Source organism: Palleronia sp. THAF1, from assembly GCF_009363795.1.
Lineage (GTDB): Bacteria > Pseudomonadota > Alphaproteobacteria > Rhodobacterales > Rhodobacteraceae > Palleronia.
Genome location: NZ_CP045420.1, coordinates 1305106 through 1328629, shown reverse-complemented (window position 1 = coordinate 1328629; position 23524 = coordinate 1305106). Strand labels below are relative to the sequence as shown.

At 63.7% G+C, this 23524-nt stretch carries 16 protein-coding genes; 10 read left to right on the top strand and 6 right to left on the bottom strand.

Annotation, left to right across the window (positions count from 1 at the left end):
• Window positions 1–215: 215 nt before the first annotated feature.
• The gene (locus tag FIU81_RS06655; RefSeq protein ID WP_172971416.1) at window positions 216–7550 is read left to right on the top strand and encodes a Hint domain-containing protein; all 7335 of its coding nucleotides are present in this window, start codon (window positions 216–218) and stop codon (window positions 7548–7550) included.
• 201 nt (window positions 7551–7751) lie between these two features.
• Here the strand turns inward: FIU81_RS06655 and purU are convergent, their stop codons facing one another.
• Entirely contained in the window at window positions 7752–8639 is an 888-nt protein-coding gene (purU, locus tag FIU81_RS06650; RefSeq protein WP_124112914.1) for a formyltetrahydrofolate deformylase, read from the bottom strand.
• 143 nt (window positions 8640–8782) lie between these two features.
• On the opposite strand from purU, the gene FIU81_RS06645 reads away from it, so the two are divergent.
• Together FIU81_RS06645 and FIU81_RS06640 are read left to right on the top strand one after the other, a co-directional pair.
• Window positions 8783–9613 carry an HpcH/HpaI aldolase/citrate lyase family protein gene (locus tag FIU81_RS06645; protein ID WP_124112777.1) on the top strand — a complete coding sequence of 277 codons (831 nt, stop codon included), beginning with the start codon at window positions 8783–8785 and terminating at the stop codon, window positions 9611–9613.
• Entirely contained in the window at window positions 9610–10476 is an 867-nt protein-coding gene (locus FIU81_RS06640) for an endonuclease/exonuclease/phosphatase family protein (protein WP_124112776.1), read from the top strand. Before FIU81_RS06645 ends, FIU81_RS06640 begins: the two co-directional genes overlap by 4 nt.
• Here the strand turns inward: FIU81_RS06640 and FIU81_RS06635 are convergent.
• Together FIU81_RS06635 and FIU81_RS06630 are read right to left on the bottom strand one after the other, a co-directional pair.
• On the bottom strand, window positions 10470–11552 hold the full coding sequence (locus tag FIU81_RS06635; RefSeq protein WP_172971415.1) for an ABC transporter ATP-binding protein: 1083 nt from the start codon (window positions 11550–11552) through the stop codon (window positions 10470–10472). The genes FIU81_RS06640 and FIU81_RS06635 overlap by 7 nt on opposite strands.
• Window positions 11553–11618: 66 nt before the next feature.
• The gene (locus tag FIU81_RS06630; protein WP_124112775.1) at window positions 11619–12398 is read right to left on the bottom strand and encodes an SDR family oxidoreductase; all 780 of its coding nucleotides are present in this window, start codon (window positions 12396–12398) and stop codon (window positions 11619–11621) included.
• Window positions 12399–12668: 270 nt separating this feature from the next.
• Here FIU81_RS06630 and FIU81_RS06625 point away from each other — a divergent pair, with 270 nt between their 5' ends.
• Window positions 12669–13670, top strand: a complete 1002-nt coding sequence (locus FIU81_RS06625; protein WP_124112774.1) for a Hint domain-containing protein — start codon at window positions 12669–12671, stop codon at window positions 13668–13670.
• On the opposite strand, the gene FIU81_RS06620 is transcribed toward FIU81_RS06625, so the two are convergent.
• Window positions 13667–14029 (bottom strand): nuclear transport factor 2 family protein, encoded by a 363-nt coding sequence (locus FIU81_RS06620; protein WP_124112773.1) that lies wholly within the window; start codon window positions 14027–14029, stop codon window positions 13667–13669. The two genes, FIU81_RS06625 and FIU81_RS06620, sit on opposite strands and share 4 nt — an antisense overlap.
• Before the next feature lie 82 nt (window positions 14030–14111).
• Here FIU81_RS06620 and FIU81_RS06615 point away from each other — a divergent pair, with 82 nt between their 5' ends.
• The 6 genes from FIU81_RS06615 (at window position 14112) to FIU81_RS06590 (ending at window position 21004) form a co-directional block, all read left to right on the top strand.
• Window positions 14112–15731: a peptide chain release factor 3 gene (locus tag FIU81_RS06615; RefSeq protein WP_124112772.1), complete on the top strand. Its 1620-nt coding sequence runs from the start codon at window positions 14112–14114 to the stop codon at window positions 15729–15731.
• Window positions 15728–16129, top strand: a complete 402-nt coding sequence (locus tag FIU81_RS06610; RefSeq protein WP_124112771.1) for a hypothetical protein — start codon at window positions 15728–15730, stop codon at window positions 16127–16129. The genes FIU81_RS06615 and FIU81_RS06610 overlap by 4 nt, the downstream gene beginning before the upstream one ends.
• Window positions 16130–16192: 63 nt before the next feature.
• A complete protein-coding gene (locus FIU81_RS06605) occupies window positions 16193–18055 on the top strand; it encodes an ABC transporter ATP-binding protein (RefSeq protein ID WP_124112770.1) in 1863 nt (620 codons plus the stop codon).
• The gene (locus FIU81_RS06600; protein WP_124112769.1) at window positions 18052–18672 is read left to right on the top strand and encodes a hypothetical protein; all 621 of its coding nucleotides are present in this window, start codon (window positions 18052–18054) and stop codon (window positions 18670–18672) included. Before FIU81_RS06605 ends, FIU81_RS06600 begins: the two co-directional genes overlap by 4 nt.
• A gap of 118 nt (window positions 18673–18790) precedes the next feature.
• Complete coding sequence (locus FIU81_RS06595) at window positions 18791–20317, top strand: DEAD/DEAH box helicase (protein ID WP_124112768.1); 1527 nt, start codon at window positions 18791–18793, stop codon at window positions 20315–20317.
• A gap of 66 nt (window positions 20318–20383) precedes the next feature.
• Window positions 20384–21004: a hypothetical protein gene (locus FIU81_RS06590; RefSeq protein WP_124112767.1), complete on the top strand. Its 621-nt coding sequence runs from the start codon at window positions 20384–20386 to the stop codon at window positions 21002–21004.
• 67 nt (window positions 21005–21071) lie between these two features.
• On the opposite strand, the gene FIU81_RS06585 is transcribed toward FIU81_RS06590, so the two are convergent.
• Both FIU81_RS06585 and FIU81_RS06580 read right to left on the bottom strand, forming a co-directional pair.
• Window positions 21072–22739: a ribonuclease J gene (locus FIU81_RS06585; protein WP_124112766.1), complete on the bottom strand. Its 1668-nt coding sequence runs from the start codon at window positions 22737–22739 to the stop codon at window positions 21072–21074.
• Window positions 22739–23515, bottom strand: a complete 777-nt coding sequence (locus tag FIU81_RS06580; RefSeq protein WP_124112765.1) for a type III pantothenate kinase — start codon at window positions 23513–23515, stop codon at window positions 22739–22741. Before FIU81_RS06580 ends, FIU81_RS06585 begins: the two co-directional genes overlap by 1 nt.
• Between the last annotated feature and the right edge of the window lie 9 nt (window positions 23516–23524).

The following is a 23524-nucleotide window of genomic DNA, read 5'->3' as shown; positions in this document are numbered from 1 at the left end:
TGACCTAAAACAAGATCATCGGGAAACCGATATGGCCGTTGGGGGACGGCCTGCCTTGGGATCAAGGCGAATGTCTGCGGTGAACGTTAAAGTTCCCAAAGAAAGCATATGGTGGCCTGGATCGTCTATGATCCAAGCCTGCAATGGATGCCGAAAGGCACCCTTTCGCGCCTGTTCGACCACTGGTCGGCTGCGCTGGTGGAATGGAGACGGGTATGACGCTGTTTAATCTCTTTGGTCTTTTCGGGCATACGACAAACACGACGACGAGCTACTCCAGCAAGGATGGTATCGTCGACGGAACGGATGGCGCGGACAACATGGGGGCCGGCTACACCGATAGCGAAGGTGATCAGATCAACAACAACGCGAACCTGATCGACGCGCGCGGCGGTGACGATACGGTCCATGCCTTGGACGGGAACGACGTTGTGCTTGGTGGATCCGGCGATGACTCCATCGACGGTGGCACCGGCAACGACCTTCTACTGGGCGACAGCGCCCTGACCGAGGTGAAGTGCTCCAGCTCCGGCACGTATACGCTGGCCGTCTGGGACCTGTCGAAGACGACGGTGCGCGACGAGCACGGCAACATCGTCTCTCCCAGCAATCATGCCATCTACCCTTGGGAAGACTCGGCGAGCGGTGAATCCACCCACGACATCCAGGGCCTGACCTTTTCGTTCGATGCAGGCACCGAGCCCGTGGCCGTCGGCGTGAACGATGGCGATGCTCATTTCAACGACGGCGACCTGAGCCAGGACTTCGCCCAGACCACCACGCTGAACGGCGAGACCGGTCACGCCGGGGAGCGGTTCACCCCCGAATACCAGTACTCCATCCAGTCGAGCACTGGCGAAGTCATCAATATCTATGTTTCTGAAATCGGCGGCAACAACGCAGCGGCGCTGGTCTCCGACAAGCCTCTGCAAGCCGGTGAGACCTATACGTTCATCGAGAAGGTCGATGAGCATCCCTCCATCGCCTACTCGGACATCGCCGACGGCTACCTTGTCGGCGAAGATGCCGAAGGCGCCGGCGACGATACGCTGGTCGGTGGCTCTGGCCACGATACGCTCGTCGGCGAAGGCGGCGACGACCTGCTGAAAGGCGGCTCCGGTGACGACACACTGATCGGCGACGGCAACGGCAGCGACTACGTGGACGGCATCGCTTCCGGTTCGGATGGCGTGAAGCAACTGGCGGTCTTCGACATCAGCAACACCGTTGTCCGCGACGCGCACGGCAACATCGTCTCGAACGGATCGCACCAGTCGCCCTGGGAGAACAGCTCTACCGGTGAGCCGACGCACGACATCCAGAACTTCACGTTCAACGTCACGAGCGGCCCGCAGCAAGTGGGCGTAAGCGACAACGACAGCCTGTTCAACGACGGCGACAAGAACCAGGTTCTTGACCAGAGAACGACCTTGGATGGCAACACCGAGCACGCCGGCGACCGCATCACGCCCGAGTACCAGTATTCGATCCAGTCGAGTGGCGGTGAGATCATCAACATTTACGTCGTGGAATTCGACGGCAACGACGCGGTCGGCTTCGTAGCCGACGCGCCCATCGTCGAGGATGAAACCTATACCTTCATCGGTCGGGTCAGCACCTATCCGGACGTCGACTACGACAGCCTGTACAGCGACTACTTCGGCGGCGGTGCCGATGACGACTCCAACGCCGGCAACGATACGCTTCACGCCGGTGACGGCAACGACCTGCTGCAGGGCAACGGCGGCGACGACCTGCTTCTGGGTGAAGCGGGCAACGACACGATGGAAGGTGGCACGGGCAACGACGTTCTGGACGGCGGGACGGGTGACGACCAACTTGACGGCGGTGCCGGAAACGACGCCCTGAACGGTGGCGACGGTGACGACAGCGCCGTCGGCGGAAACGGCGACGATACTCTCGTCGGTGAGGCCGGCAACGACACGTTGATCGGCGACGGTGGCGACGGGTTGGAAACCGGTGCCCGCGAAAGCTTCGAGTGGATCGATCAATACCACCCCGGCACCCACGCCAGCGGCTTCACGCAGGATACAGGCGAAGTCTCTGTCACCTACAACAAGACCATCCACGGCCACGTCGAGTCGACCGTGACCAACACGGACGTCCAGTATGACGGCGTCAACGTCGACAGCGAGTACGACGGCGAAAATTCCGGCCTCAAGTCCGTCTTGGACAACACGGGCGAAAAGGCTGTCTACTCCTTCGATTTCTCGCAAGACGTCGCGAACCTGGAGTTCAGCATCGCCGACATCGACGAGGACAGCCAAGTCGTCATTCAGGCGTTCGACGCCGACGGCAACCCGTTGGAGGTCAACATCACCTCCGGCGCCGGGCTCTCTACGGTTGGCAACACCGTAACCTCTCAGCAGGGCTACGTGGACAGCGACGATCTGTCGGCCCAAGCCGTCGTTTCGATCGACGGTCCGGTCGCGTCTTTGCTGATCACGCACCAGCTGTCCGGTGGAGACGACCGCTCGGGCGTCTACATCTCTGACCTCTTCTACGATCCGATCCTTGGCGAAACGGTCGCAGCACCCGGCGATGACGAGCTGTTCGGCGGCGATGGATCGGACGTTCTCGAAGGAAACGAAGGCCGCGATTTGCTGGATGGTGGCGCAGATGCCGACACCATCGACGGCGGCGCCGGCGCGGATACGATTGTCGGCGGCACCGACGGCGATCAGGTCGACGGCGGTTCCGGCGGCGACATCATCTTCGATGCAGCCGACCTCGACGACACCCAGAGCCAGGATTTCGACACGCTCGACCTGACGGGTATCGGCAACTTCCGCTTGGAAAACCTGCGCCCCGACTCCAACGGCAACGGTCAGGACGGCACGGTCGTTTTGCTGGATGCCAATGGTGATCCGACCGGCGAAAGCTTCACCTTCACCGAGATCGAACAGATCCTGGGCGAAGAATTCGTGCCGTCCAACGGTCTGGTCGAAGGCACCAATGGTGATGACACCATCTCTGGCGGCTTCGTGGATGGCGATGGCGACGCGGTAGACGGCAACGACGCCCTACTGACCGGCGAGAACGGCAACGACGACATCATCGTCGCTGGCGAAGGCAACGACAGTGTCGATGGCCTTGACGGCAACGACGAAATCTTCGGCGGCGCGGGCGACGATACCGTCAATGGCGGTGTCGGAGACGATCTGATCGTCGGCGACGATGATTTCCCCGGCCGTGATGGCGTGACCGCGCCCGACCTGAACGGCGGTGCTCCGGGCGATGACAGCCTGTCCGGTGGTGACGGCAACGACACCATCCTTGGCAACGAAGGCAATGACACGCTGGACGGCGGTGCAGGAGACGACTCCGTTCTCGGCGGCGAGGGTGCCGACACCATCACCGCCGGTGACGGCAGCGACTTCGTGGACGGTGGTGTGGGTGACGATGTCATCAACACCTCCGGCAACGGCCCGATCGTCGACGCGCTCGACCCGACGCCGAACGACGATCTGGATACCGTCCTCGGCGGGGCCGGCAACGACACCATCACCACGGGTGACGACGACGACAGCATCGAAGGTGGCTTGGGCGATGACTTCATCGATGCAGGCATCGACGAGGACACAGTCACCGGCGGCGCTGGATCGGACACTATTATCGGCGACCAGGGTGATGACAGCCTGACAGGTAATGCAGGCCAAGACTACGTCAGTGGTGGCAACGGCAACGACACGATCGAAGCCGGCGCGGACGACGACAACGTGGCCAATGGTGCAGACGGTGGTGCGTCCGGCGCCCTGCCCGCCGACGAGTATGACAACTCCTACGCCGGTGGCGCGGGCGACGACCTGATCAACGGCGGCGCGGGCGATGACATCATCACCGGCGACGACGACAGCCGGGTCAGCGCCGAAACGGGCGAGGACTTCGACCCGACCGCCGACGGCTCCGACACCATCTTCGGTGGTGACGGTAACGACGAGATCCACACCGGATCCTGGGCCGATAGCGACGATGGCTTTGGCGACGTTCAGACCGGCGAGATCGGTGACACGGCATTCGGTGAAGCAGGCGACGACATCCTGCGCGGTGCCGGGGGCGACGACTTGCTCGACGGTGGCGACGATCGCGACAACATCGCCGGTGGCGGTGGTGCGGACACCATCCGCGGTGGCGACGACGCCGACACGATCATCGGTGGCACCGACGGCGACGAGGTCGACGGTGGGTCCGGTGGCGCGATCATCGACGACCGGGCGGATCTGGTCGATGGCGTCAGCCAGGACTTCGACACGCTCGACCTGCGCGGTATCGGGAACTTCCGCCTGGAAGACCTGCGCCCCGACGCCAACGGCAACGGTCAGGACGGCACGGTCGTGCTGCTCGATGCCAACGGCGACCCGACCGGTGAAAGCTTCACCTTCACCGAGATCGAAGAGATCCTCGGCGAGCCAATGGTGCAGGCAGACGGTGTCGTTCAAGGCACGAACGATGACGATGTCATTGTGCCGGGCTTCGAGGATGAAGACGGCGATCTTGTCGACGGGAACGACGCCCTGCTGACAGATGAAGTCGGCGATGACGACATCATCGTGGCCGGTGAAGGCAACGACAGCGTCGAAGCCGGAAACGGCAACGATGAAGTCTACGGCGGTGCCGGTGACGATACCGTCGATGGCGGTGCGGGCGATGACCTGATCGTCGGTGATGACGGCTTCCCGGGCCAGGACGGCGTGACCACGCCCGATCTGAACGGCGGAGATCCGGGCGACGACAGCCTGTCCGGTGGTGACGGCAACGACACTATCCTCGGCAACGAGGGGAACGACACGCTGGACGGCGGTGCCGATGACGACACCCTCGACGGCGGTACGGGAGACGACATCCTGCTCGGCGGTGATGGCAACGACGATATCACCGGCGGCGACGGCAGCGATGGTGTGATCGGTGGCGACGGCGACGATGTCATCGACACGTCCGGCAACAATCCCTTGGACGACGCCATCGATCCGACCCCGAACGACGACTTGGACACTGTTCTTGGCGGTGCGGGCAACGACACCATCACGACCGGTGACGACGCCGACAGCATCGACGGCGGCGCTGGCGACGACGTGATCGACGCAGGTATCGACGATGACACCGTCACTGGCGGTGGCGGCAACGATGATATCACAGCAGGCGACGGGAACGACCTGGTCGACGCGGGTGCTGGCAATGACGTGGTCGATGGTGGCCTTGGGGATGATACCATCCAGGGTGGCAACGGCGACGACAGCATTACCGGCGGTGATGGCAACGACGAAGTGCGTGGCGGTGGCGGGAACGACACCGTGGACGGCGGCGCAGGCGACGACTCGGTCTTCGGTGGGTCGGAAGACGACACCCTGCTGGGTGGTGAGGGCAACGATACGATCAGCGCCGGACTGGGCGATGACAGCATCGATGGCGGCGACGGCAACGACGAAGTCTCGGGCGGGATGGGCAATGACACCATCAACGGTGGCGCCGGGTCCGACAGCCTGCATGGCAATCTGGGCGACGACCTGATCGATGGTGGTGACGACGACGACACCATCAGCGGCCAAGACGGCGACGATACTCTGCTGGGCGGCCTTGGCGACGATAGCATCACGGGCGGCGACGGCTCGGATGAGATCGACGGCGGCGACGGCGCGGATGAGATCGACGGCGGCGACGGCGCGGACTTCATAGACGCTTCGGGTAATGTTCCGGAGATCGACGCCGATGTTCCGCTGGTCCAACCGGGCGATGAGCCGATCGGTGACGAGGATCCGAACCCGAACAACGACCGCGACCTTATCGTGGGCGGTGCCGGCAACGACACGATCCTGACCGGTGACGATGCCGACACGATCTTCGGTGGCGTAGGCGACGACTCGATCGACTCTGGGATCGACGACGACAGCGTCGAAGGGGGCGACGGTGATGACTTCATCACCGATGCACAGGGATCGGACACGATCTTCGGTGGAGAGGGTAACGACACCATCCTCGCCGGAACCGATACCTTCACCGACACCGGTGAAGAGCCCTTCCTGCCCAACGGCTTGCCCAACCCGTTCTTCGGGACCGGCGATCCGAACCCGGACGACGGGCGTGACCTGATCGACGGTGGGGCCGGCAACGACAGCATCGTCACCGGCGATGACGACGACACCATCTACGGCGGTGACGGCAACGACACCATCGACGCGGGCATCGACGACGACCTCGTCTATGGCCAGAACGGTGACGACGTGATCCTTGGCGGTCAGGGCGACGACACCATCTTCGGTGGCGACGGAGCCGATACCATCGACGGCGGCGCAGGCGACGACTCGATCCGGATGGGCAACGGCGACGACTTGGTCGACGGCGGTGACGGCAACGATACCATCCTTGGCGGCGACTCCGGTGGCTCTGATACGGTCAACGGTGGCGAAGGCGACGATCTGATCGTCGGCGGCACCGGTGGCGATGAGTTGAACGGTGATGGTGGCAACGACTTCATTCGCGGCAACCTTGCTGACGACAGCATCGACGGTGGTGAAGGAGATGACACCCTTGTCGGCGGTCTGGGCGACGACAGTATCCTTGGTGGTGACGGCAACGACTCGATCAATGCCGCGGAAGGCAACGACACCGTCGACGGCGGTGCGGGTGACGACACCATCAACGGTGGCGATCCTGAAGGGGCCGACTTGCTGCAAGGTGGCGACGATGCCGATACCTTCATCCTTGTGGGTGGCGGCGACACCGTGCTCGGCGGATCGGGTGGCAATGACTTCGACACGCTTGACCTGCGGGGCTCGACGCCAGCGGGCGGCGGCTTCCAGATCATCAACCGGACGCCGGACAACGATCCCGGTGACACGATTGACGGCGACAGCCCGAATGATGGCGAAGACGGTACGGTTGTCTTCTTCGACTCTGCGGGCAACGAGACAGGGCGTCTTGAGTTCGAAAACATCGAACGCATCATCCCCTGCTTCACGCCGGGCACGCTGATCGCCACACCGAAAGGCGAAATACGGGTCGAGGATCTGCGCGAAGGTGACCGGGTCATCACCCGTGACAACGGCATCCAGGAAATCAGCTGGGTGGGCAACAAGCGCCTGTCCCGTGAGGAACTGGTCCGCCAGCCCGAACTCAAGCCGGTCCTGATCCGTCAGGGCAGCTTGGGCTACGGCCTGCCGGAGCGCGACATGCTGGTCAGCCCGAACCACCGGATGCTGTCGGCCTCGGACGAGACGGCGCTCTACTTCGAGGAACGCGAAGTGCTGGTGTCGGCCAAGCACCTGACCCACGCCAAGGGTGTGGACCAGGTCGAGGCGCTGGGTGTGAATTACATCCACTTCATGTTCGAGCGTCACGAAGTGGTGCTGTCGGATGGCACGTGGTCGGAAAGCTTCCAGCCGGGCGACTACACGCTGAAGGGCATCGGCGACGATCAGCGCGCCGAAATCCTGACCCTGTTCCCGGAGTTGGAGCAGCACGACGGGATCGACGGATACCAATCCGCCCGTCGCAGCCTGAAGAAGCACGAAGCGCGGCTTCTGCTGAAATAAGACCAAGGGGGCCTGCGCCGATCGGTGCGGGCCTTCTCACGCATAGGGAAACCGCAGACGCCGTTGGGCGCTGCGGTTTTTTGTATCGTCGGTGTGGTGGTCGCGAACTGGGCCACTATTCAAATGACCCGCCCGGCATCTCGGGCGGGTCACTCACAATCACGAACTTAGCTGGCTTCGGACCGCTACGCGCGGCCAGCGTCAGCCCATCCGCTCGGACGCGTAGGTGCCGGGGGATGCCGGGAAGACCACGGTCTTATCGCCGTTCAGGAACACGCGGCCGCGCACGTGGGCATGGACCGCCCGCGATAGCACGGCGGCCTCCACATCGCGCCCAAGGGCTACGTAGTCAGCCGGTGATTGCGAATGCGTCACGCGCACGGTGTCCTGCTCGATGATCGGGCCCTCGTCCAGATCGGCGGTCACGTAGTGCGACGTTGCACCGATCAGCTTTACACCCCGCTCGAACGCCTGCTTGTAAGGGTTTGCGCCCTTGAAGGACGGCAAGAATGAGTGGTGGATGTTGATGATCCGCCCCGACATCTGCTGGCACATGCGGTCCGACAGGATCTGCATATAGCGCGCCAGCACGATCAACTCTGCGCCAGTGTCATCCACCACGTCCATGATCTTGCCCTCGGCCTCTGCCTTGTTCTCGGGCGTTACGCGGATGCAGTGGAAGGGGATATCATGGTTCACGACAACCTTCTGATAATCCATGTGGTTCGAGATCACGCCGACGATGTCGATTGGCAGAGCGCCGATACGCCAGCGATACAGCAGGTCGTTCAGGCAATGCCCGAAACGCGAGACCATCAGGATCGTCTTGCGCTTGACGCTTTCGTCGAAGAACTCGGCCTCTTCCATCTCGAAGGTATCGGCGATGGGCGCGAAGGCTTCGCGCAGATCGTCCAGTGATTTGCCGCCTTCGGACAGAAAGCTCATCCGCATGAAGAAGTTGCCCGTATCGCGGTCATCGAACTGGGCACTGTCCACGATGTTACATCCCTGATCAGCCAGGAAGGTGGCAAGGGCCGCCACGATTCCGCGGCGAGAGGGGCATTGGACCCGAAGGGCGAAGGTAGTCATGCGGGGGTCTCCGGCTAGATGTGCGAAACGCTGCGCCATGGAACCCGGCGCGGCGCTGGTGGCAAGACCGTCCGCGACGCTGCCCGCGCCGAATGCGACCGCAGGCACTGGAAACCGCCCGCGGATACAGGCACGGTTGCGGAATGAGCGTATCACATCCCCTCCCCCGATCCTGGCTGTTCGTGCCGGGCGACAGTCCCTCGAAGATGGAGAAGGCGCGCGCGTCGGGTGCCGACGCGCTGATCCTGGACCTGGAAGATTCGGTCGCCCCCGGTGAGAAACAGGCCGCGCGGGAGGCCGTGGCGACGGAACTGGCGAAAGCCGCGCCGATGCCGCGCTACATCCGCGTCAACGCGTTGGACACCGATTGGACGCAGGCGGATGTGGCGGCTGCGGAAGGCGCGGATGGATGGGTCTTGCCGAAATGCGAAGGCCCCGCCGATCTGGACGTGTTGGCGCGACTGGCACCGGGCCGCCCCGTGCTTGCCATTGCGACCGAAACGGTGCGCGCCGTGCGTGCGCTGCTGGCCGAAGACTGGACTCATCCTTCTTTGATCGCCTTGGCGTGGGGCGGCGAAGACCTTGCCGCCGATCTGGGGGCGACGGGCAACCGCGACGGGCGCGGCCAGTATCACAGCCCGTTTCTATTCGCCCGCGACGCCATGCTTTTCGCCGCAAAGGCCGCTGGCGTCGGCGCGATCGATACCGTTTACACCGATTTCCGCGACTCGGACGGATGCCGCGCGGAGGCCGTGGCGGCAGAGACCGTGGGGTTCGGCGGCAAGATGGCAATCCATCCTGCACAAGTCGCCCCCATAAATGAGGCGTTCACGCCCGCACAAGACCGCGTGGACTGGGCGCGGGCCGTCGTAAGGGCGATGGAGGGTGACGGCGTATCCAGCCTGAACGGCCAGATGCTCGACCGCCCGCATCTAAGACAAGCGCAGGCGATCCTGTCGCGCCTGCGCCCATGATCCGCGCGCTGTCGCTTCTGATCCTGCTGGCTGCCTGCGCACGCGGGCCGGACACCGTGCCGCCGCCTGCCCCGGATGTGCTGCGCGTGGCGACCTACAACGTGCATTACATCAGCCTGAACGGCGAAGGCGATTGGTCCGTCGCCGATTGGGAGACGCGCAAAGGCCCGATGGATCAGGCCGTGAAGGCACTGAACGCCGACGTCATCGCCTTTCAGGAGATGGAGAGCTTCGGGCGCGGCGCAGACCCGAACGTCAATCTGACGAAGGATTGGCTCCTGCAACAGAACCCCGATCTGGCCGAAGCGGCGGTGGGAGACGCACGAGAGTTCCCCTCGACCCAGCCGATCTTCTACCGCCCCGACCGCCTTCGGCTTCTAGATCAAGGCTGGTACTTTTTTTCGACCACCCCCGACGTGATCTACTCACGCAGCTTCGACGGATCGTATCCCGCCTTCGCATCTTGGGCGCGGTTTCAGGATCTGCGCGACGGCACGAACGTTCACGTTACCAACATTCACACCGACGCCTTCAGCGCCGAGAACCGGACCGGTGCGATGGATCTGGTGGCCGAGCGCATGGCCCCAATCATCGCCTCGGACGACGTGGCGATCCTGGCGGGTGATCTAAACGGCACGGTCGGCATGTATCCCGTGCGGCGGATGCAGAACGCCGGGCTGACCTTCGCAGGCGTGAAGGGATCGACCTATCATTTCGACCGCGGCCTCAACATCTTCGGTGCCATCGATCACATCGCTTATGACGGTGCTAGACAGCAAGGAGAGCCGATCGTCGTGCGCCGCCAATTCGGAGGCGAATGGCCAACCGATCATTATCCCGTGATCGTCGATCTCGACTACTGAGCGCGCGGAAACACGAAGCAGCGGTCGCGGCGGATCGCCAGCCACATCGGCGTGCCGGGTTTCGGCAGGAAAACCGAAGGCACCGTCGCCTGCATCTCCAGCCCCGCATCGAGGCGGAATTCTACGAGTGACTCTTTGCCGATGAAGCGCGAGCGAGTGACGACCGCGCGGGCGGGCGTGCCGTCCTGCGGCGTGGGGCGCGGGCCTTGCCCGGCGCGGTCGAAGTCGATCCGTACATGCTGGGGCCGGATCACGATATCCACGACTGTGCCGTCCGGTACGCCTGGTGCAAGGAACTGGCCGAATGGCGTATCGGTCAGCGCGCCATTAACTTCGCCTGAAAAGACGTTGATATCACTAAAAAAAGCGGCAGCGGCGCGATCCATCGGTGTGTTGTAGATGTTGTAGGGCGCGCCGCTTTGCACGATCCGACCGTCCCGCATCAGGGCGATCTTGTCCGCCATGCGCATGGCTTCTTCCGGCTCGTGCGTGACCAGCAGGACCGCCGCGCCCTCTTCCTTCAGAAAAGCCAGCGTCTCGTCGCGGATACCGTCGCGCAGGCGATTGTCGAGGCCGGAGAACGGCTCATCCATCAACATGACACGGGGCTTCGGGGCAACGGCACGCGCAAGGGCGACGCGTTGTTGCTCACCGCCCGACAGCTCATGCGGGTAGACGTCAATGTAACGGCCCAGCTCGACGCGGGCGAGCAGCTCTTCCACGCGCGCGCGCCGTTTCGCCTTTGGTCCGCGCAGCCCGAAGGCGACGTTGTCGGCCACCGACAGGTGCGGAAACAGCGCGAAATCCTGGAAGATCAGGCCGACGCCACGCTTTTCTGGGGGGACCAGCCCGCTCGCTCCGCAAACCTCTTCCCCGTCGATGCGGATGGTGCCCGATTGCGGCACCTCGACACCCGCGATGGCGCGTAGCGTCGTGGACTTGCCACAGCCCGACGGCCCCAGCAGGCACATCACTTGCCCCGCGCCGACCGAAAGCGACACGTCATGCACCACGCGCTGCCCATCGAAAGCGCAGCACAGGCGGTCGATCTCCAGTCGCGGAGCGGTTTGCGGCATGGTCTTTCCCGACAGGAATTGTCGGGGTCAGCTAACAGCGATACCGGACCCCTTCAAGATTGCCACTCACATCGACAGGTTCACCGCCCCGCCATCCAGCAAGATGTTCTGGCCCACGATGAAGCCCGCATGCTGTGAGCACAGGAACGCACAGGTCGCGCCAAACTCATCTGCCGTGCCGTAGCGGCGGGCGGGGATCGTCGCTTCGCGCTCGGCGCGGGCTTCATCAATAGAAATGCCCTTCTGCTCGGACACGCCGGTATCCAGCGACGTGGCGCGGTCCGTGGCATGGATGCCCGGCAGCAGGTTGTTTATGGTCACACCGCTGGGTGCCACCTGCCGCGCGGTGCCGGCGACATATCCCGTCAGACCGGCGCGGGCCGCATTCGACAGCCCCAGAACGGCGATGGGTGACTTCACCGATTGCGAGGTGATGTTGACCACCCGACCCCATTCGTTGGCGATCATCTGCGGCAGGCAGGCTTTCATCAGCGCGATGGGCGTCAGCATGTTCGCATCGAGCGCGCCCAGAAAGTCGTCTCGCGACCAGTCCGTCCACATGCCCGGTGGCGGGCCGCCTGCGTTGGTCACAAGAATGTCGGGGTCCGCCGCCTCTGTCAGCACACGCTCACGGTCGGCCTCGTTGGTGATGTCGCCGGGCACCTCGGACACCGAAACACCGAACTCCTCGCGAATCGCATCGGCGGCGCGGGCCAGATCGTCGGCCCCGCGTGCGTTCATCACAAGATCGACATCCGCCTCGGCCAGCGCCCGCGCGCAGCCCAGCCCTAACCCCTTGGAGGACGCCGTCACCAATGCGCGCTTGCCTGCAATACCCAGATCCATTCCAAGTCCTTTCAAGTTGATTTCCCGCTGACACTAACGCTTGGTGCAGGGGCGTCGAGGGTGCGCAGACGCCGATGCGCGGACAATGCCGCGTGCAACGCCTGACTTGCGACGCTTCGTCAACAAACCCAGCCAAACGCGCGTTCGCGTTGCAAAATTCGGCATTTTGCGATAGGCGCTCATATGAACCAGGTGGGGGCTTGGTTGAACCGCAACGAAGCCGAGCGCGCCGCGTTGCTGAGTTTGTGTGATGTCCGAGGGGTTGCTGCCATGACCATCCAGCCGGTGTTCGAGCAAGACCAGAGCCAGGCGCTCCGGGTTTATTCCGCTGCCGATTTCACGGCGCTTGATGGTGCCAACTTCGGCGACCCCCTCACAGCTTCTGGCGATCTGATCGAAGGCGACGTCTACCAGCTGCGCGCGTCTGCAAGCTCTGGCAAGCTGCGCGTTCTACGCACCGCGAACGGTTTGGAAATTGCACCGAAAAGCGAACTCGGTCGCCCGGGCGCGGTTTTGCACCTCGATTGCTGCGCGACATTCATGGCGCCTGACGGGACGGTGGTCGAGATGCTCTTGTTGGTCGAGATGTGCACCCAAGGTCGCACCATCGCCGCCGTTCATGTGCATCCGTTGATCGAACTGGCCCCGCGCGTCGATTACGCACTTGTTGCGGTCGACCCCGACTCTGCGATGGTGCGCTTTGCCGAAGCTTCGTGCGTGTCCTTTGTGGGCGACACGCGGATCACGATGGCATCGGGTGCGCAGGTTGCGGTAAAGGATCTGAAGGTCGGCGACCGCGTTCTGACGCGCGATCATGGCGTGCAACCTGTCCGCTGGATCGGAAGCCGCACAGAGCGCGCTGCGGGCGCCTTCGCTCCGATTCGCATCGCGGCGGGCACCTTGAACAACGACGGCGACCTCGTGGTCAGCCCCAATCACTGCCTTTTCGTCTACCAGCGGCAGGACCGTCTGGGCGCCGGGCGAGCGGAAATTCTGGTGAAGGCGCAGTATCTTTTGAACGATGAGACCGTGACGCGCACCTCTGGTGGCTTCGTCGACTACTACCAGATCTCATTCGACCAGCATGAAATCATCTACGCCGAAGGCATCGCGGTCGAAACGCTGCTGGCCGATGACAGTATGCGCCCTGCCCTTGTTGCGGAACTTCCGTCCCGCCCCGCCGATATGGCGCGCCGGGGGCTGGAGGTCGCGGAGGGCGCGCTGGATTCGCGCCACGCGGCAACTCTGCTGCGTCAAGCCAGCGTCGGTTAAAGGCCGAAGAACTCTTCGCGCACGATCTTGCCGTCCGCCACGTGGTAAACGGCGACTTCCTTGACCGGCATGATGGATCCGTCTTCCTTGTTCTTCGCCTTCACGTCGAAGGTCACGGCAAACCGGTCTTCGCCATGGAGGAACGGATCGCTGACCACTTGCTCCAGCGTCTCGAACGTCTGCTCCCACCACGCGTGTTTGCCGCGAATACCCTCTAGTCCATGGGTCTCACGCCCAGTGCCGTAGTCGGTCGCCTCGACCGACACCGCGTCTTGCGCATAAAGCTTCGACAGGTTCTCCGTCTCGGCCCCGGTGCGGCATCCTTCGACCAGTTGTGTCGCGATGTCCTGCAATGTCATGAACGGCCTCCTATATCGGGTTGATCCCCATGCGCACCCTGCCCGATTGCGCGTCCCTTTGCACAGGCCTATACCGCCCGTCATGCTCGACAGAACCCATAATTCGGCCCAGTTGCCGCCCGAGATCGCACGCCGCCGCACCTTCGCGATCATCTCTCACCCCGATGCGGGCAAGACGACGCTGACCGAGAAGTTCCTGCTGTTCGGCGGGGCCATCCAAATGGCCGGTCAGGTGCGCGCCAAGGGTGAGGCGCGGCGCACGCGGTCGGACTTCATGCAGATGGAAAAGGATCGGGGCATCTCTGTCTCGGCCTCTGCCATGTCGTTCGATTTCGCGCAGGGCGACACGAACTACCGCTTCAATCTGGTGGATACGCCGGGTCACAGCGACTTTTCCGAAGACACCTACCGCACGCTGACAGCTGTGGACGCTGCGATCATGGTGATCGACGGCGCGAAGGGCGTGGAAAGCCAGACGCAGAAGCTGTTCGAAGTGTGCCGCCTGCGTGACCTGCCGATCCTGACCTTCTGTAACAAGATGGACCGCGAAAGCCGCGATACGTTCGACATTATCGATGAGATTCAGGAAAACCTTGCCATCGATGTGACGCCCGCGTCCTGGCCCATCGGCGTCGGCCGTGACTTCCTTGGCTGCTACGACATGATCAACGACCGGCTGGAATTGATGGACCGTGCCGACCGGAACCGCGTCGCCGAGACGATCAGCCTGCAGGGTCTGGACGACCCGAAGATGGCCGACCACATCCCGGCGCATATGCTGGAACAGCTGCGCGAAGAGGTCGAGATGGCGCGCGAACTGCTGCCACCCTTCGACGCGCAAGCCCTGCTGGACGGCACATTGACGCCGATCTGGTTCGGCTCTGCCATCAACTCTTTCGGCGTGAAGGAGCTGATGTCAGGCATCGCGACCTACGGGCCAGAGCCGCAGCCGCAAAAGGCTAGTCCCCGGCAGATCGCACCGGATGAAGACAAGGTGGCGGGCTTTGTCTTCAAGGTGCAGGCCAACATGGACCCCAAGCATCGCGACCGCGTGGCTTTCGTGCGGCTGGCATCCGGCCACTTCAAGCGCGGCATGAAGCTGACCCATGTGCGCACCAAAAAGCCGATGGCCGTGTCGAACCCCGTTCTGTTCCTTGCGTCGGACCGTGAACTGGCAGAAGAGGCGTGGGCGGGTGACATCATGGGCATCCCGAACCACGGCCAGCTGCGCATCGGCGACACGCTGACCGAAGGCGAGGCTCTGCGGGTACAAGGCATCCCCAGCTTCGCGCCAGAGCTTTTGCAGAACTGCCGCGCGGGCGATCCGATGAAGGCCAAGCACCTGGACAAGGCGCTGATGCAATTCGCCGAAGAGGGGGCCGCCAAGGTCTTCAAGCCGATGCTGGGATCGGGCTTCATCGTCGGCGTGGTTGGTCAGTTGCAATTCGAAGTGCTCGCCAGCCGGATCGAGCTTGAATACGGCTTGCCGGTAAGGTTCGAGCCGTCGCAATTCACCTCTGCCCGCTGGATCCTTGGCCCGAAAGACAAGGTCGAGGCATTCGCGCAGGCCAACAAGGGCCACATGGCGACCGACAACGACGGCGATCAGGTTTTCCTGACGCGCCTGCAGTGGGACATCGACCGCGTGGAGCGCGACTACCCCGACCTGGCGCTGACCGCGACCAAAGAGATGATGGTGTGATCCCCCGCGCGACCATAGCCGAAGCGCTGGAGGTTGGGGCGGACGACCTGCCCCCTGGCGATCTGCCCATCGCCCGCTTCGCCGAGCGATTCCTTGGTGCCTTGGCGTCCGAGGACGAAATGGACGCCTGGACGGTGGACGTTTTCCACCACCTCGTGACCGCCGCACCGGACCTTGCGCTGGCCGCGTTGCTCACGTGTCTGGAAAAGGCACCCGATCAGGCGCAATCGCTTGGCGAGGGCCCGCTGACGGATCTACTGACCCGGTCGGGCGCGGATGTCATGTCTGGGATCGAAGCCGCCAAACGCCCTGCCCTGACCCGCGCGCTACAGGCTGCGGATATCAGCGAAATCGAACACCCGTTCCTGCTCGCGCGGATCGAAGCGGCGCGCGGCTGAGCCTTGCACCGGGGGCGGTGCGGGTCCATCTGACCAAAGCATTCCAATCCGAAAGCTACCCCCATGTTCGCGTGGTTCGAACGCCGTCTTGATCCCTACCCGCACGACGCGCCGAACATGCCGCCGTCGACGCTGTGGCGTTTCGTGCTGCACTACAGCCGCGGCGCGTTGCCGTGGCTGATCCTGCTTGCCCTCGGTTCGGCGATCATCGCCACGATCGAGGTGGTGCTGTTCGGCTGGCTGGGCGAGCTGGTCAACCGCTTGGCCGACACGCCGCGTGACGTGTTCTGGGCGCAGGAAGGCCAGCGATTGGCGATGATGGCGGTCGTTCTGCTGCTGGTTCTGCCACTTTTGAACGCGCTGGCGTCTATGGTGCTGCACCAGTCGCTGATGGGCAACTTTCCGCAGCGCATCCGCTGGCAGGCCCACCGCTATCTGTTGCGCCAGTCCATCGGCTACTTCCAGGACGAGTTCTCTGGCCGGATCAGCCAACGCCTGATGCAGACCTCTCTGGCGGTGCGCGAGGTGGCGATGAAGCTGATGGACGTGGGCACCTATGTCTCTGTCTACTTCCTTGGCGCGCTGATGCTGGCGGCCAGTCAGGACTGGCGGCTGGCGCTTCCTTTCTTGGCATGGGCCGCCGGATACGCCCTGCTTCTGCGCGTCATCATCCCCCGACTGGGCCGGGTCAGCCAAGCGCAGGCCGATGCGCGCAGCGCCATGACGGGACGCGTGGTGGACAGCTACACCAATATCGCCACCGTCAAGCTGTTCAGCCATTCCGACCGCGAGGAACGCTGGATGCATGAGGGCATGGATGCCTTCCTGCAGACCGTTTACCGCCAGATGCGCCTGTCAAGTTCGCTCGACATGGTGCTGATCACACTGAACGTGTGGTTGGTCGGCGGTGTGGCTGGGCTGGGCCTGTGGCTGTGGTCGCAAGGGGCCATTGCCGTCGGTGCCGTGGCCATCGCGATCCCGCTGGCGCTGCGGTTGAACAACATGAGCCACTGGATCATGTGGGAGTTCGCGGCCCTGTTCGAAAACATCGGCACCGTACGCGACGGTATGGCGACGCTGTCCATGCCTCGCGATGTGCAGGACCGTGCGGGCGCGCTGCCCCTGCAGCCCGGTCCCGGCGGCGTGCGCTTCGACAATGTGACCTTCCGTTACGACGGACAGGCCACCGCGCAGCCCCTACCTGTCCTGACCGATTTGTCGCTGGATATCGCACCGGGAGAGCGTGTCGGCCTGGTGGGCCGATCCGGCGCTGGTAAGTCCACCCTCGTCAACCTGCTGCTGCGCTTTCACGACATCCAGCAGGGTGCAATCACCGTCGACGGTCAGGACGTTCGCGATGTCACGCAAGACAGCTTGCGCGCCCAGATCGGCGTTGTGACGCAAGACAGCGCCCTGCTGCACCGTTCGGTGCGTGACAACGTGGCCTACGGCCGCCCCGATGCGACAGAGGCGCAGATCATGGATGCCCTGCGTATGGCCGAGGCCGATGGCTTCGTTCACGACCTAACCGACGGCACCGGGCGGCGCGGGCTGGACGCCCATGTGGGTGAGCGTGGCGTCAAATTGTCGGGCGGCCAGCGCCAGCGAATCGCCATCGCGCGCGTGGCGCTGAAGGACGCGCCGATACTGGTACTGGACGAGGCCACCAGCGCGCTCGATTCGGAAGTCGAGGCCGCGATCCAGTCCCGGCTGGAGGCGCTGATGGAAGGCAAGACGGTCATTGCCATTGCGCATCGCCTGTCCACCATCGCCGCGATGGACCGACTGATCGTGATGGATGGCGGGCGTATTGCGGAACAGGGCACCCATGCGGAATTGCTGGCCAACAACGGCCTTTACGCGCGCCTGTGGCAGCGACAGTCCGGTGGTTTCCTGACCACGGACGACGAGGTGGCCGCCGAATGACGCTACAGAATCGTGTTCAGCCCGATGGGCGGATCACCGACACCCCCATGCGCGGGATGCTGATGGGCAACCGCGGCATTCTGCACGACGACGCAATGCGCTTGGGCAAGGCGCGCTGGAAGAGCAAGGCTTGGATCGCCTGCGTTCTGTCGTTCAAAGGCCGCAAGCGAGAGCTGATGGCGCCACGACGCTACACCGAGCTGTTCTTCCTTGACGAGGCGGTCGCCTTGGCCGCCGGGCACCGCCCTTGCTTTGAATGCCGCAAGGCCGAGGCCAAGACCTTCAAGGCGCTGTGGCAGCAATCCGTCGGCCCCGCCCCGCGCGCCGCTGATATCGACAAGGCGCTGCACTCGGCCCGCATAGCGCCCGAACGCGACGCGGTACCAATGGATCGCATCCCCCCTGGCAGCATGATCGTCTGGCAGGGCCACTCGCACCTGGTACAAACGCGCACTCTGCTGCCCTACACGCCGGACGGCTACGGCCTTGCGATCCCGCATCCCGACACGACTGCTACCGTTCTGACCCCAGCACCGATCCGCGCGGTGCTGCACGCGGGCTACACACCGCGATTGCATCCAACCGCTGCAGCGTCGCACCACGGCGGGCAAGATTGACGCGCACGTCAATCTTCGCTAGCACCACATCCGATCGCGATGCGCGCGGTCTTACGCCGGGACGCGTGATTTGGCGTCCCAACCTCCGGCGGCACTGCCCGCCCAAGTTCGGACATCCATGACCAAATTCAGCGACCTGAAGCTGGGCCCCAAGGTCCAGAAAGCCATCGACGAAGCCGGCTACACAGAGCCGACCCCCATCCAGGCGCAGGCAATTCCCGCCGCGCTTGAAGGCCGCGACGTTCTGGGAATCGCCCAGACCGGCACCGGCAAGACAGCCTCTTTCACGCTGCCCATGATCACGCAACTGGCGCGCGGCCGGGCCAAGGCGCGGATGCCGCGCAGCCTTGTGCTGGCCCCCACGCGTGAACTGGCCGCACAGGTGGCCGAGAACTTCGACACCTACTCCAAGCACGTGCGCCTGACGAAGGCTCTGTTGATCGGCGGCGTATCCTTCAAGGAACAAGATCAGTTGATCGACAAGGGCGTCGACGTTCTGATCGCCACGCCGGGCCGCCTTCTGGACCATTTCGAGCGTGGCAAGCTACTGCTGACCGACGTGAAGATCATGGTCGTGGACGAAGCCGACCGGATGCTCGACATGGGATTCATCCCAGATATCGAGCGCATTTTTAGCCTCGTGCCCTTTACCCGGCAAACGCTGTTCTTCTCGGCCACCATGGCGCCAGAGATCGAGCGGATCACCAACACCTTCCTGTCGAACCCGCACCGGGTCGAAGTCGCGCGGCAAGCCTCTGCCTCGGAAACGATCGAGCAAGGCGTTGCGATGTTCCGCCCGTCGCGCAAGGACCGTGCCGCCAGCGAAAAGCGCAAACTTCTCCGTCAGCTGATCGACGCGGAAGGCGACAAGCTGACCAACGCGATCATCTTCTGCAACCGCAAGTCGGACGTGGATATCGTCGCGAAAAGCCTGACCAAATACGGGCATGAGTGCGCGCCGATCCACGGCGATCTGGATCAATCCGTGCGTACCCGTACGCTTGACGGGTTCCGCGCGGGCAATCTGCGCATCCTCGTGGCGTCTGATGTCGCCGCGCGCGGTCTTGATGTGCCTTCGGTCAGCCACGTTTTCAACTTCGACGTGCCGGGCCATGCCGAGGATTACGTGCACCGCATCGGCCGCACGGGTCGCGCGGGCCGCGACGGCAAGGCCATCACGCTGTGCCAGCCGTCCGACGAGAAGAACCTGGAAGACGTGGAACGCTTGCTGCAAAAAGAGATCCCGCGTCTCGACACTGGCGCGGCTCCGGCCCCCGCAGAACCAGAAGCGTTGAAGGCCGACGCCGAAGAGACACCGAAGCCCCGCCGCACGCGCAGCCGCAGCCGCAAGCCGGCCGCAGAGGCGAAAGCCGACGCTCCGGTCGCGACCGAGGCACCTGCCGCTGAAGCACCCAAGCCAGAGGCAACGCCGGAACCGACACCCGCGCCGCAGACCGAGCCTGTTGCGGCCGCAGAAGCCGATAAGCCGCAAGAGCGTAGCCGGGGCGGTCGCAACCGTCGTGGTGGCAGCGGCGGCGGTCGGCGTGACGGCAGCAACGGTGGCAACGGTGCACAGGTCGTCGGCATGGGCGATCACATGCCAACCTTCATCGAGAAAAGCTTTGAAGAACGGATGGACGGCTAGGCCACTTGCCGCCAACGTGATCGCGCGCTGCTGGTCGGCGCGCGCGCGACCCCTATCCTGCGGGGCATGTTCAAATTCATCACGATTGCCCTCGCCCTTCTGGCCGCGCCCGCCCTGGCCGAAGACTACTGTCGCGCGACGCTCAACGCCGACGAAATCCTGATCGACCGCGATACGCTGGACCGGGACGCGCCCGGTCTGCGCGAACGGCTGGGCCGTTGGCCGACGAAGCCCATCGACCGCCTGCGTGGACGCGATCCGGCCTGTGACAGCGAAACGCTGATCTCGTTCCTTTCGTTGAACGTGCCGGAAGAAGAGATCGACGGCTATTGCCTTCTGCCCGACCCGGAGTTCGGCTATCTGCTGGCCCCCGGCGCGCGCGATTATCGCGGGCGTTGCACCGCAACGACCTGTGAGCGCGTGAACACCGCCCGCGACGGCGCGGTCGGCGTGGCAGGTACTACGACGGACATCCTCACCCGGCGCGGGGCGGACCAATCGCGCACGCAGGCGATCAAGCATGCCTCTGGCGCCGCGATCCTGACGGGGTCCGCCGGTTCGATCCTAGCCTCACTCGGGACAGGTGCGTCGACCGCCATGACCGCAGCCCTGGCCGCACCCGTCGTGGCAGGTGCGGCGGCCGTCAGCGTGGTGGCTGTCGGTGGAGCGGTCTGGTTGTGTCGTTAAGATGCGAGGGGCTTTGCCCCTCGCGCTCCCCAAGGTATTTATCGAACGATGAAAAGCGCCTTCGGTCCTAGGACAGACGGCTGACCACCACCGTCACTTCGGGCTTGCGGCCCAGCACCGAATTGGCCGAGTTGCGCGCCGCGCGGCGCAGCAGCTCGTCCAGCTTCTTGTCGTCTCGCAGCACATTGTCACCGGCGCGACGGACGGCCTGGTCCAGATCGTGCTCGACGATATCGGACACGCTTTCGCCCATCTCGTTTGTCTCCGGCAGGCCCTTCAGATCGACCCAGGGTTCACCCAGCGGGGCATCGTCTTCGTCCACCAGAAGCGAGACGATCATGTGCCCGTTCAGCGCCATGCGGATACGGTCGCGCACGACCCCGTCCATTGCGCCGATCTTGACCGAACCGTCCAGATAGGTGCGGCCCGTGTCCACGTATTCCACCGTCTCGGGCTTGTTACCCGACAGCGATACGCAAGTGCCGTTCGGAGCAACAACGCCCGTGCGGCCCATGCTTTCGGCCAGCTTGGCATGTTCGCGCAGGTGGCGGTGTTCGCCGTGCATGGGGATGACCATCTGCGGCTTGGTCAGTTCGTGCATCACTACGAGATCGGGACGGTTGGCGTGGCCAGAGACGTGATAGCGGCCATTGTCGTCGTCCTGCACATCGACGCCGCGTTCCGACAGTTGGTTCCAGATGTCGATAACGCCACGCTCGTTGCCGGGGATCGTGCGAGAGGAGAAGAGGAACGTGTCGCCCTCATCCATGCTGATGCCCAAGAACTTGCCGCGCGCCAGTTGAGCGGACGCCGCGCGACGCTCGCCTTGGCTGCCGGTGACGATCAGCATCAGGTTCTCACGCGGGATGTCACCCGCCTGTTCCGGCTGAATGAAAGGCGGGAAGTCGGGCAGAACGCCGGCCTCTTGGCTGGCGTCGATCATCCGCTTCATCGAGCGGCCCATGAGGCACACAGTCCGGCCCGCTTCCACGCCCGCCATCGCCAAGGTGCGAACGCGCGCGACGTTCGACGCGAAGGTGGTCGCGGCGACCATGCCCTTCTGTTCGGCAATGAAGCGCGTGATTTCGGGACCGACGGAGGATTCGCTGCGGCCCTCATGCGTGTTGAACACGTTGGTCGAGTCGCAAATCAGCGCCTTCACGCCATCCTTGGCGACCTCTGCCCAAAGATCGCGGTCGAAAGCCTCGCCCACGCCCGGCGCATAGTCGATCTTGAAGTCGCCCGTGTGGATCACGCGGCCTTCCTTGGTGTCGATGACCATGGCCGACGATTCAGGGATCGAGTGCGAGATCGGCAGGAAACCAACGGTGAACGGCCCCACGTTCACTTGCTCGGGCCAAGGCGCGACGACATTCACCTTCGCGGGGTCGTGGCCGTGCTCTTCCATCTTGCGGCGCGCGTGGATGGCGGTGAAGTTGCGCGCATAGATCGGTGCTTCCAGCTGTCCGTAGGTCATGCCGACGGCGCCCACGTGGTCTTCGTGGGCGTGGGTGATGAAGATCGCCTCGATCCGGTCCTTGCGCTCTGCCAGCCACGTGATGTCGGGGTAGATGAGGTCGACGCCGGGGGTCGTATCCATATCGGGGAAGGTCACGCCCAGATCCACGACGATCAGGCGTTCCTTGCCCGGAGCGCCGTACCCGTAAACGTAACAGTTCATGCCGATTTCGCCTGCCCCACCGAGGGGCAGATAGATCAGTCGTTCAGTTGCCATTATTCTTGTAAGCCTTTGTTATACCGATGGATCACGGTCAGTCCGTGCATCGTAAGATTGTCCTCGAACACGTCGAACAACGTGTCACCCTGCTGGAAAAGAGGTGCCAGCCCACCCGTTCCGATGACCTTCATGGGGCGCGCGCGCTCATCCTTGATGCGCTGCACTATTCCACCCACAAGGCCGATATATCCCCAGAACACGCCGGACTGCATGCAATCCACGGTGTTGGTGCCCACGACATGGGGCGGCATCGTCACATCCACAAGAGGCAATGCCGCCGCAGCGTCATGCAGCGCCTGCAACGAGAGGTTCACGCCGGGCGCGATGACACCGCCGACGTATGCGCCGTCGGAAGCCACAACATCGAAGGTAGTGGCGGTGCCGAAATCGACGACGATCAGATCACCGCCGTACTTGTCGAAGCCTGCAACAGTGTTCACCAGCCGGTCAGGGCCCACTTGCGTGCCCGCATCCACCCGCACTTCAACGGGCAGCGGGCAATCGGCCTTGCCAACCACCAGCGGGCGGCAATCGTAATAGCGGTTGCACAGGACGCGAAGGTTAAAGACGACGCGCGGAACGGTCGAGGAGACGATGGCCTCGGTGATCTCGCCGTCGATCTTCTGCAGGTTCATCAGGGTCGAGAGCCAGACGTAATACTGATCCGCCGTGCGCGTCACTTCCGTCGCGGTGCGCCATGTTGCTCGGAACTCCGCCCCATCCCATAAGGCGAAGACGGTGTTGGTATTGCCCACGTCGATGGCCAGAAGCATGCGCAGCGC

Coding starts and splice junctions, on each gene's coding strand:
- FIU81_RS06645 (WP_124112777.1), top strand. CDS start 8,783: ATGAGCGTATCACATCCCCTCCCCCGATCCTGGCTGTTCGTGCCGGGC.
- FIU81_RS06590 (WP_124112767.1), top strand. CDS start 20,384: ATGTTCAAATTCATCACGATTGCCCTCGCCCTTCTGGCCGCGCCCGCC.
- FIU81_RS06630 (WP_124112775.1), bottom strand. CDS start 12,398: ATGGATCTGGGTATTGCAGGCAAGCGCGCATTGGTGACGGCGTCCTCC.
- FIU81_RS06620 (WP_124112773.1), bottom strand. CDS start 14,029: ATGACATTGCAGGACATCGCGACACAACTGGTCGAAGGATGCCGCACC.
- FIU81_RS06600 (WP_124112769.1), top strand. CDS start 18,052: ATGACGCTACAGAATCGTGTTCAGCCCGATGGGCGGATCACCGACACC.
- FIU81_RS06595 (WP_124112768.1), top strand. CDS start 18,791: ATGACCAAATTCAGCGACCTGAAGCTGGGCCCCAAGGTCCAGAAAGCC.
- FIU81_RS06635 (WP_172971415.1), bottom strand. CDS start 11,552: ATGCCGCAAACCGCTCCGCGACTGGAGATCGACCGCCTGTGCTGCGCT.
- FIU81_RS06615 (WP_124112772.1), top strand. CDS start 14,112: ATGCTCGACAGAACCCATAATTCGGCCCAGTTGCCGCCCGAGATCGCA.
- purU (WP_124112914.1), bottom strand. CDS start 8,639: ATGACTACCTTCGCCCTTCGGGTCCAATGCCCCTCTCGCCGCGGAATC.
- FIU81_RS06580 (WP_124112765.1), bottom strand. CDS start 23,515: ATGCTTCTGGCCATCGACGTGGGCAATACCAACACCGTCTTCGCCTTA.
- FIU81_RS06605 (WP_124112770.1), top strand. CDS start 16,193: ATGTTCGCGTGGTTCGAACGCCGTCTTGATCCCTACCCGCACGACGCG.
- FIU81_RS06625 (WP_124112774.1), top strand. CDS start 12,669: ATGACCATCCAGCCGGTGTTCGAGCAAGACCAGAGCCAGGCGCTCCGG.
- FIU81_RS06585 (WP_124112766.1), bottom strand. CDS start 22,739: ATGGCAACTGAACGACTGATCTATCTGCCCCTCGGTGGGGCAGGCGAA.
- FIU81_RS06640 (WP_124112776.1), top strand. CDS start 9,610: ATGATCCGCGCGCTGTCGCTTCTGATCCTGCTGGCTGCCTGCGCACGC.
- FIU81_RS06655 (WP_172971416.1), top strand. CDS start 216: ATGACGCTGTTTAATCTCTTTGGTCTTTTCGGGCATACGACAAACACG.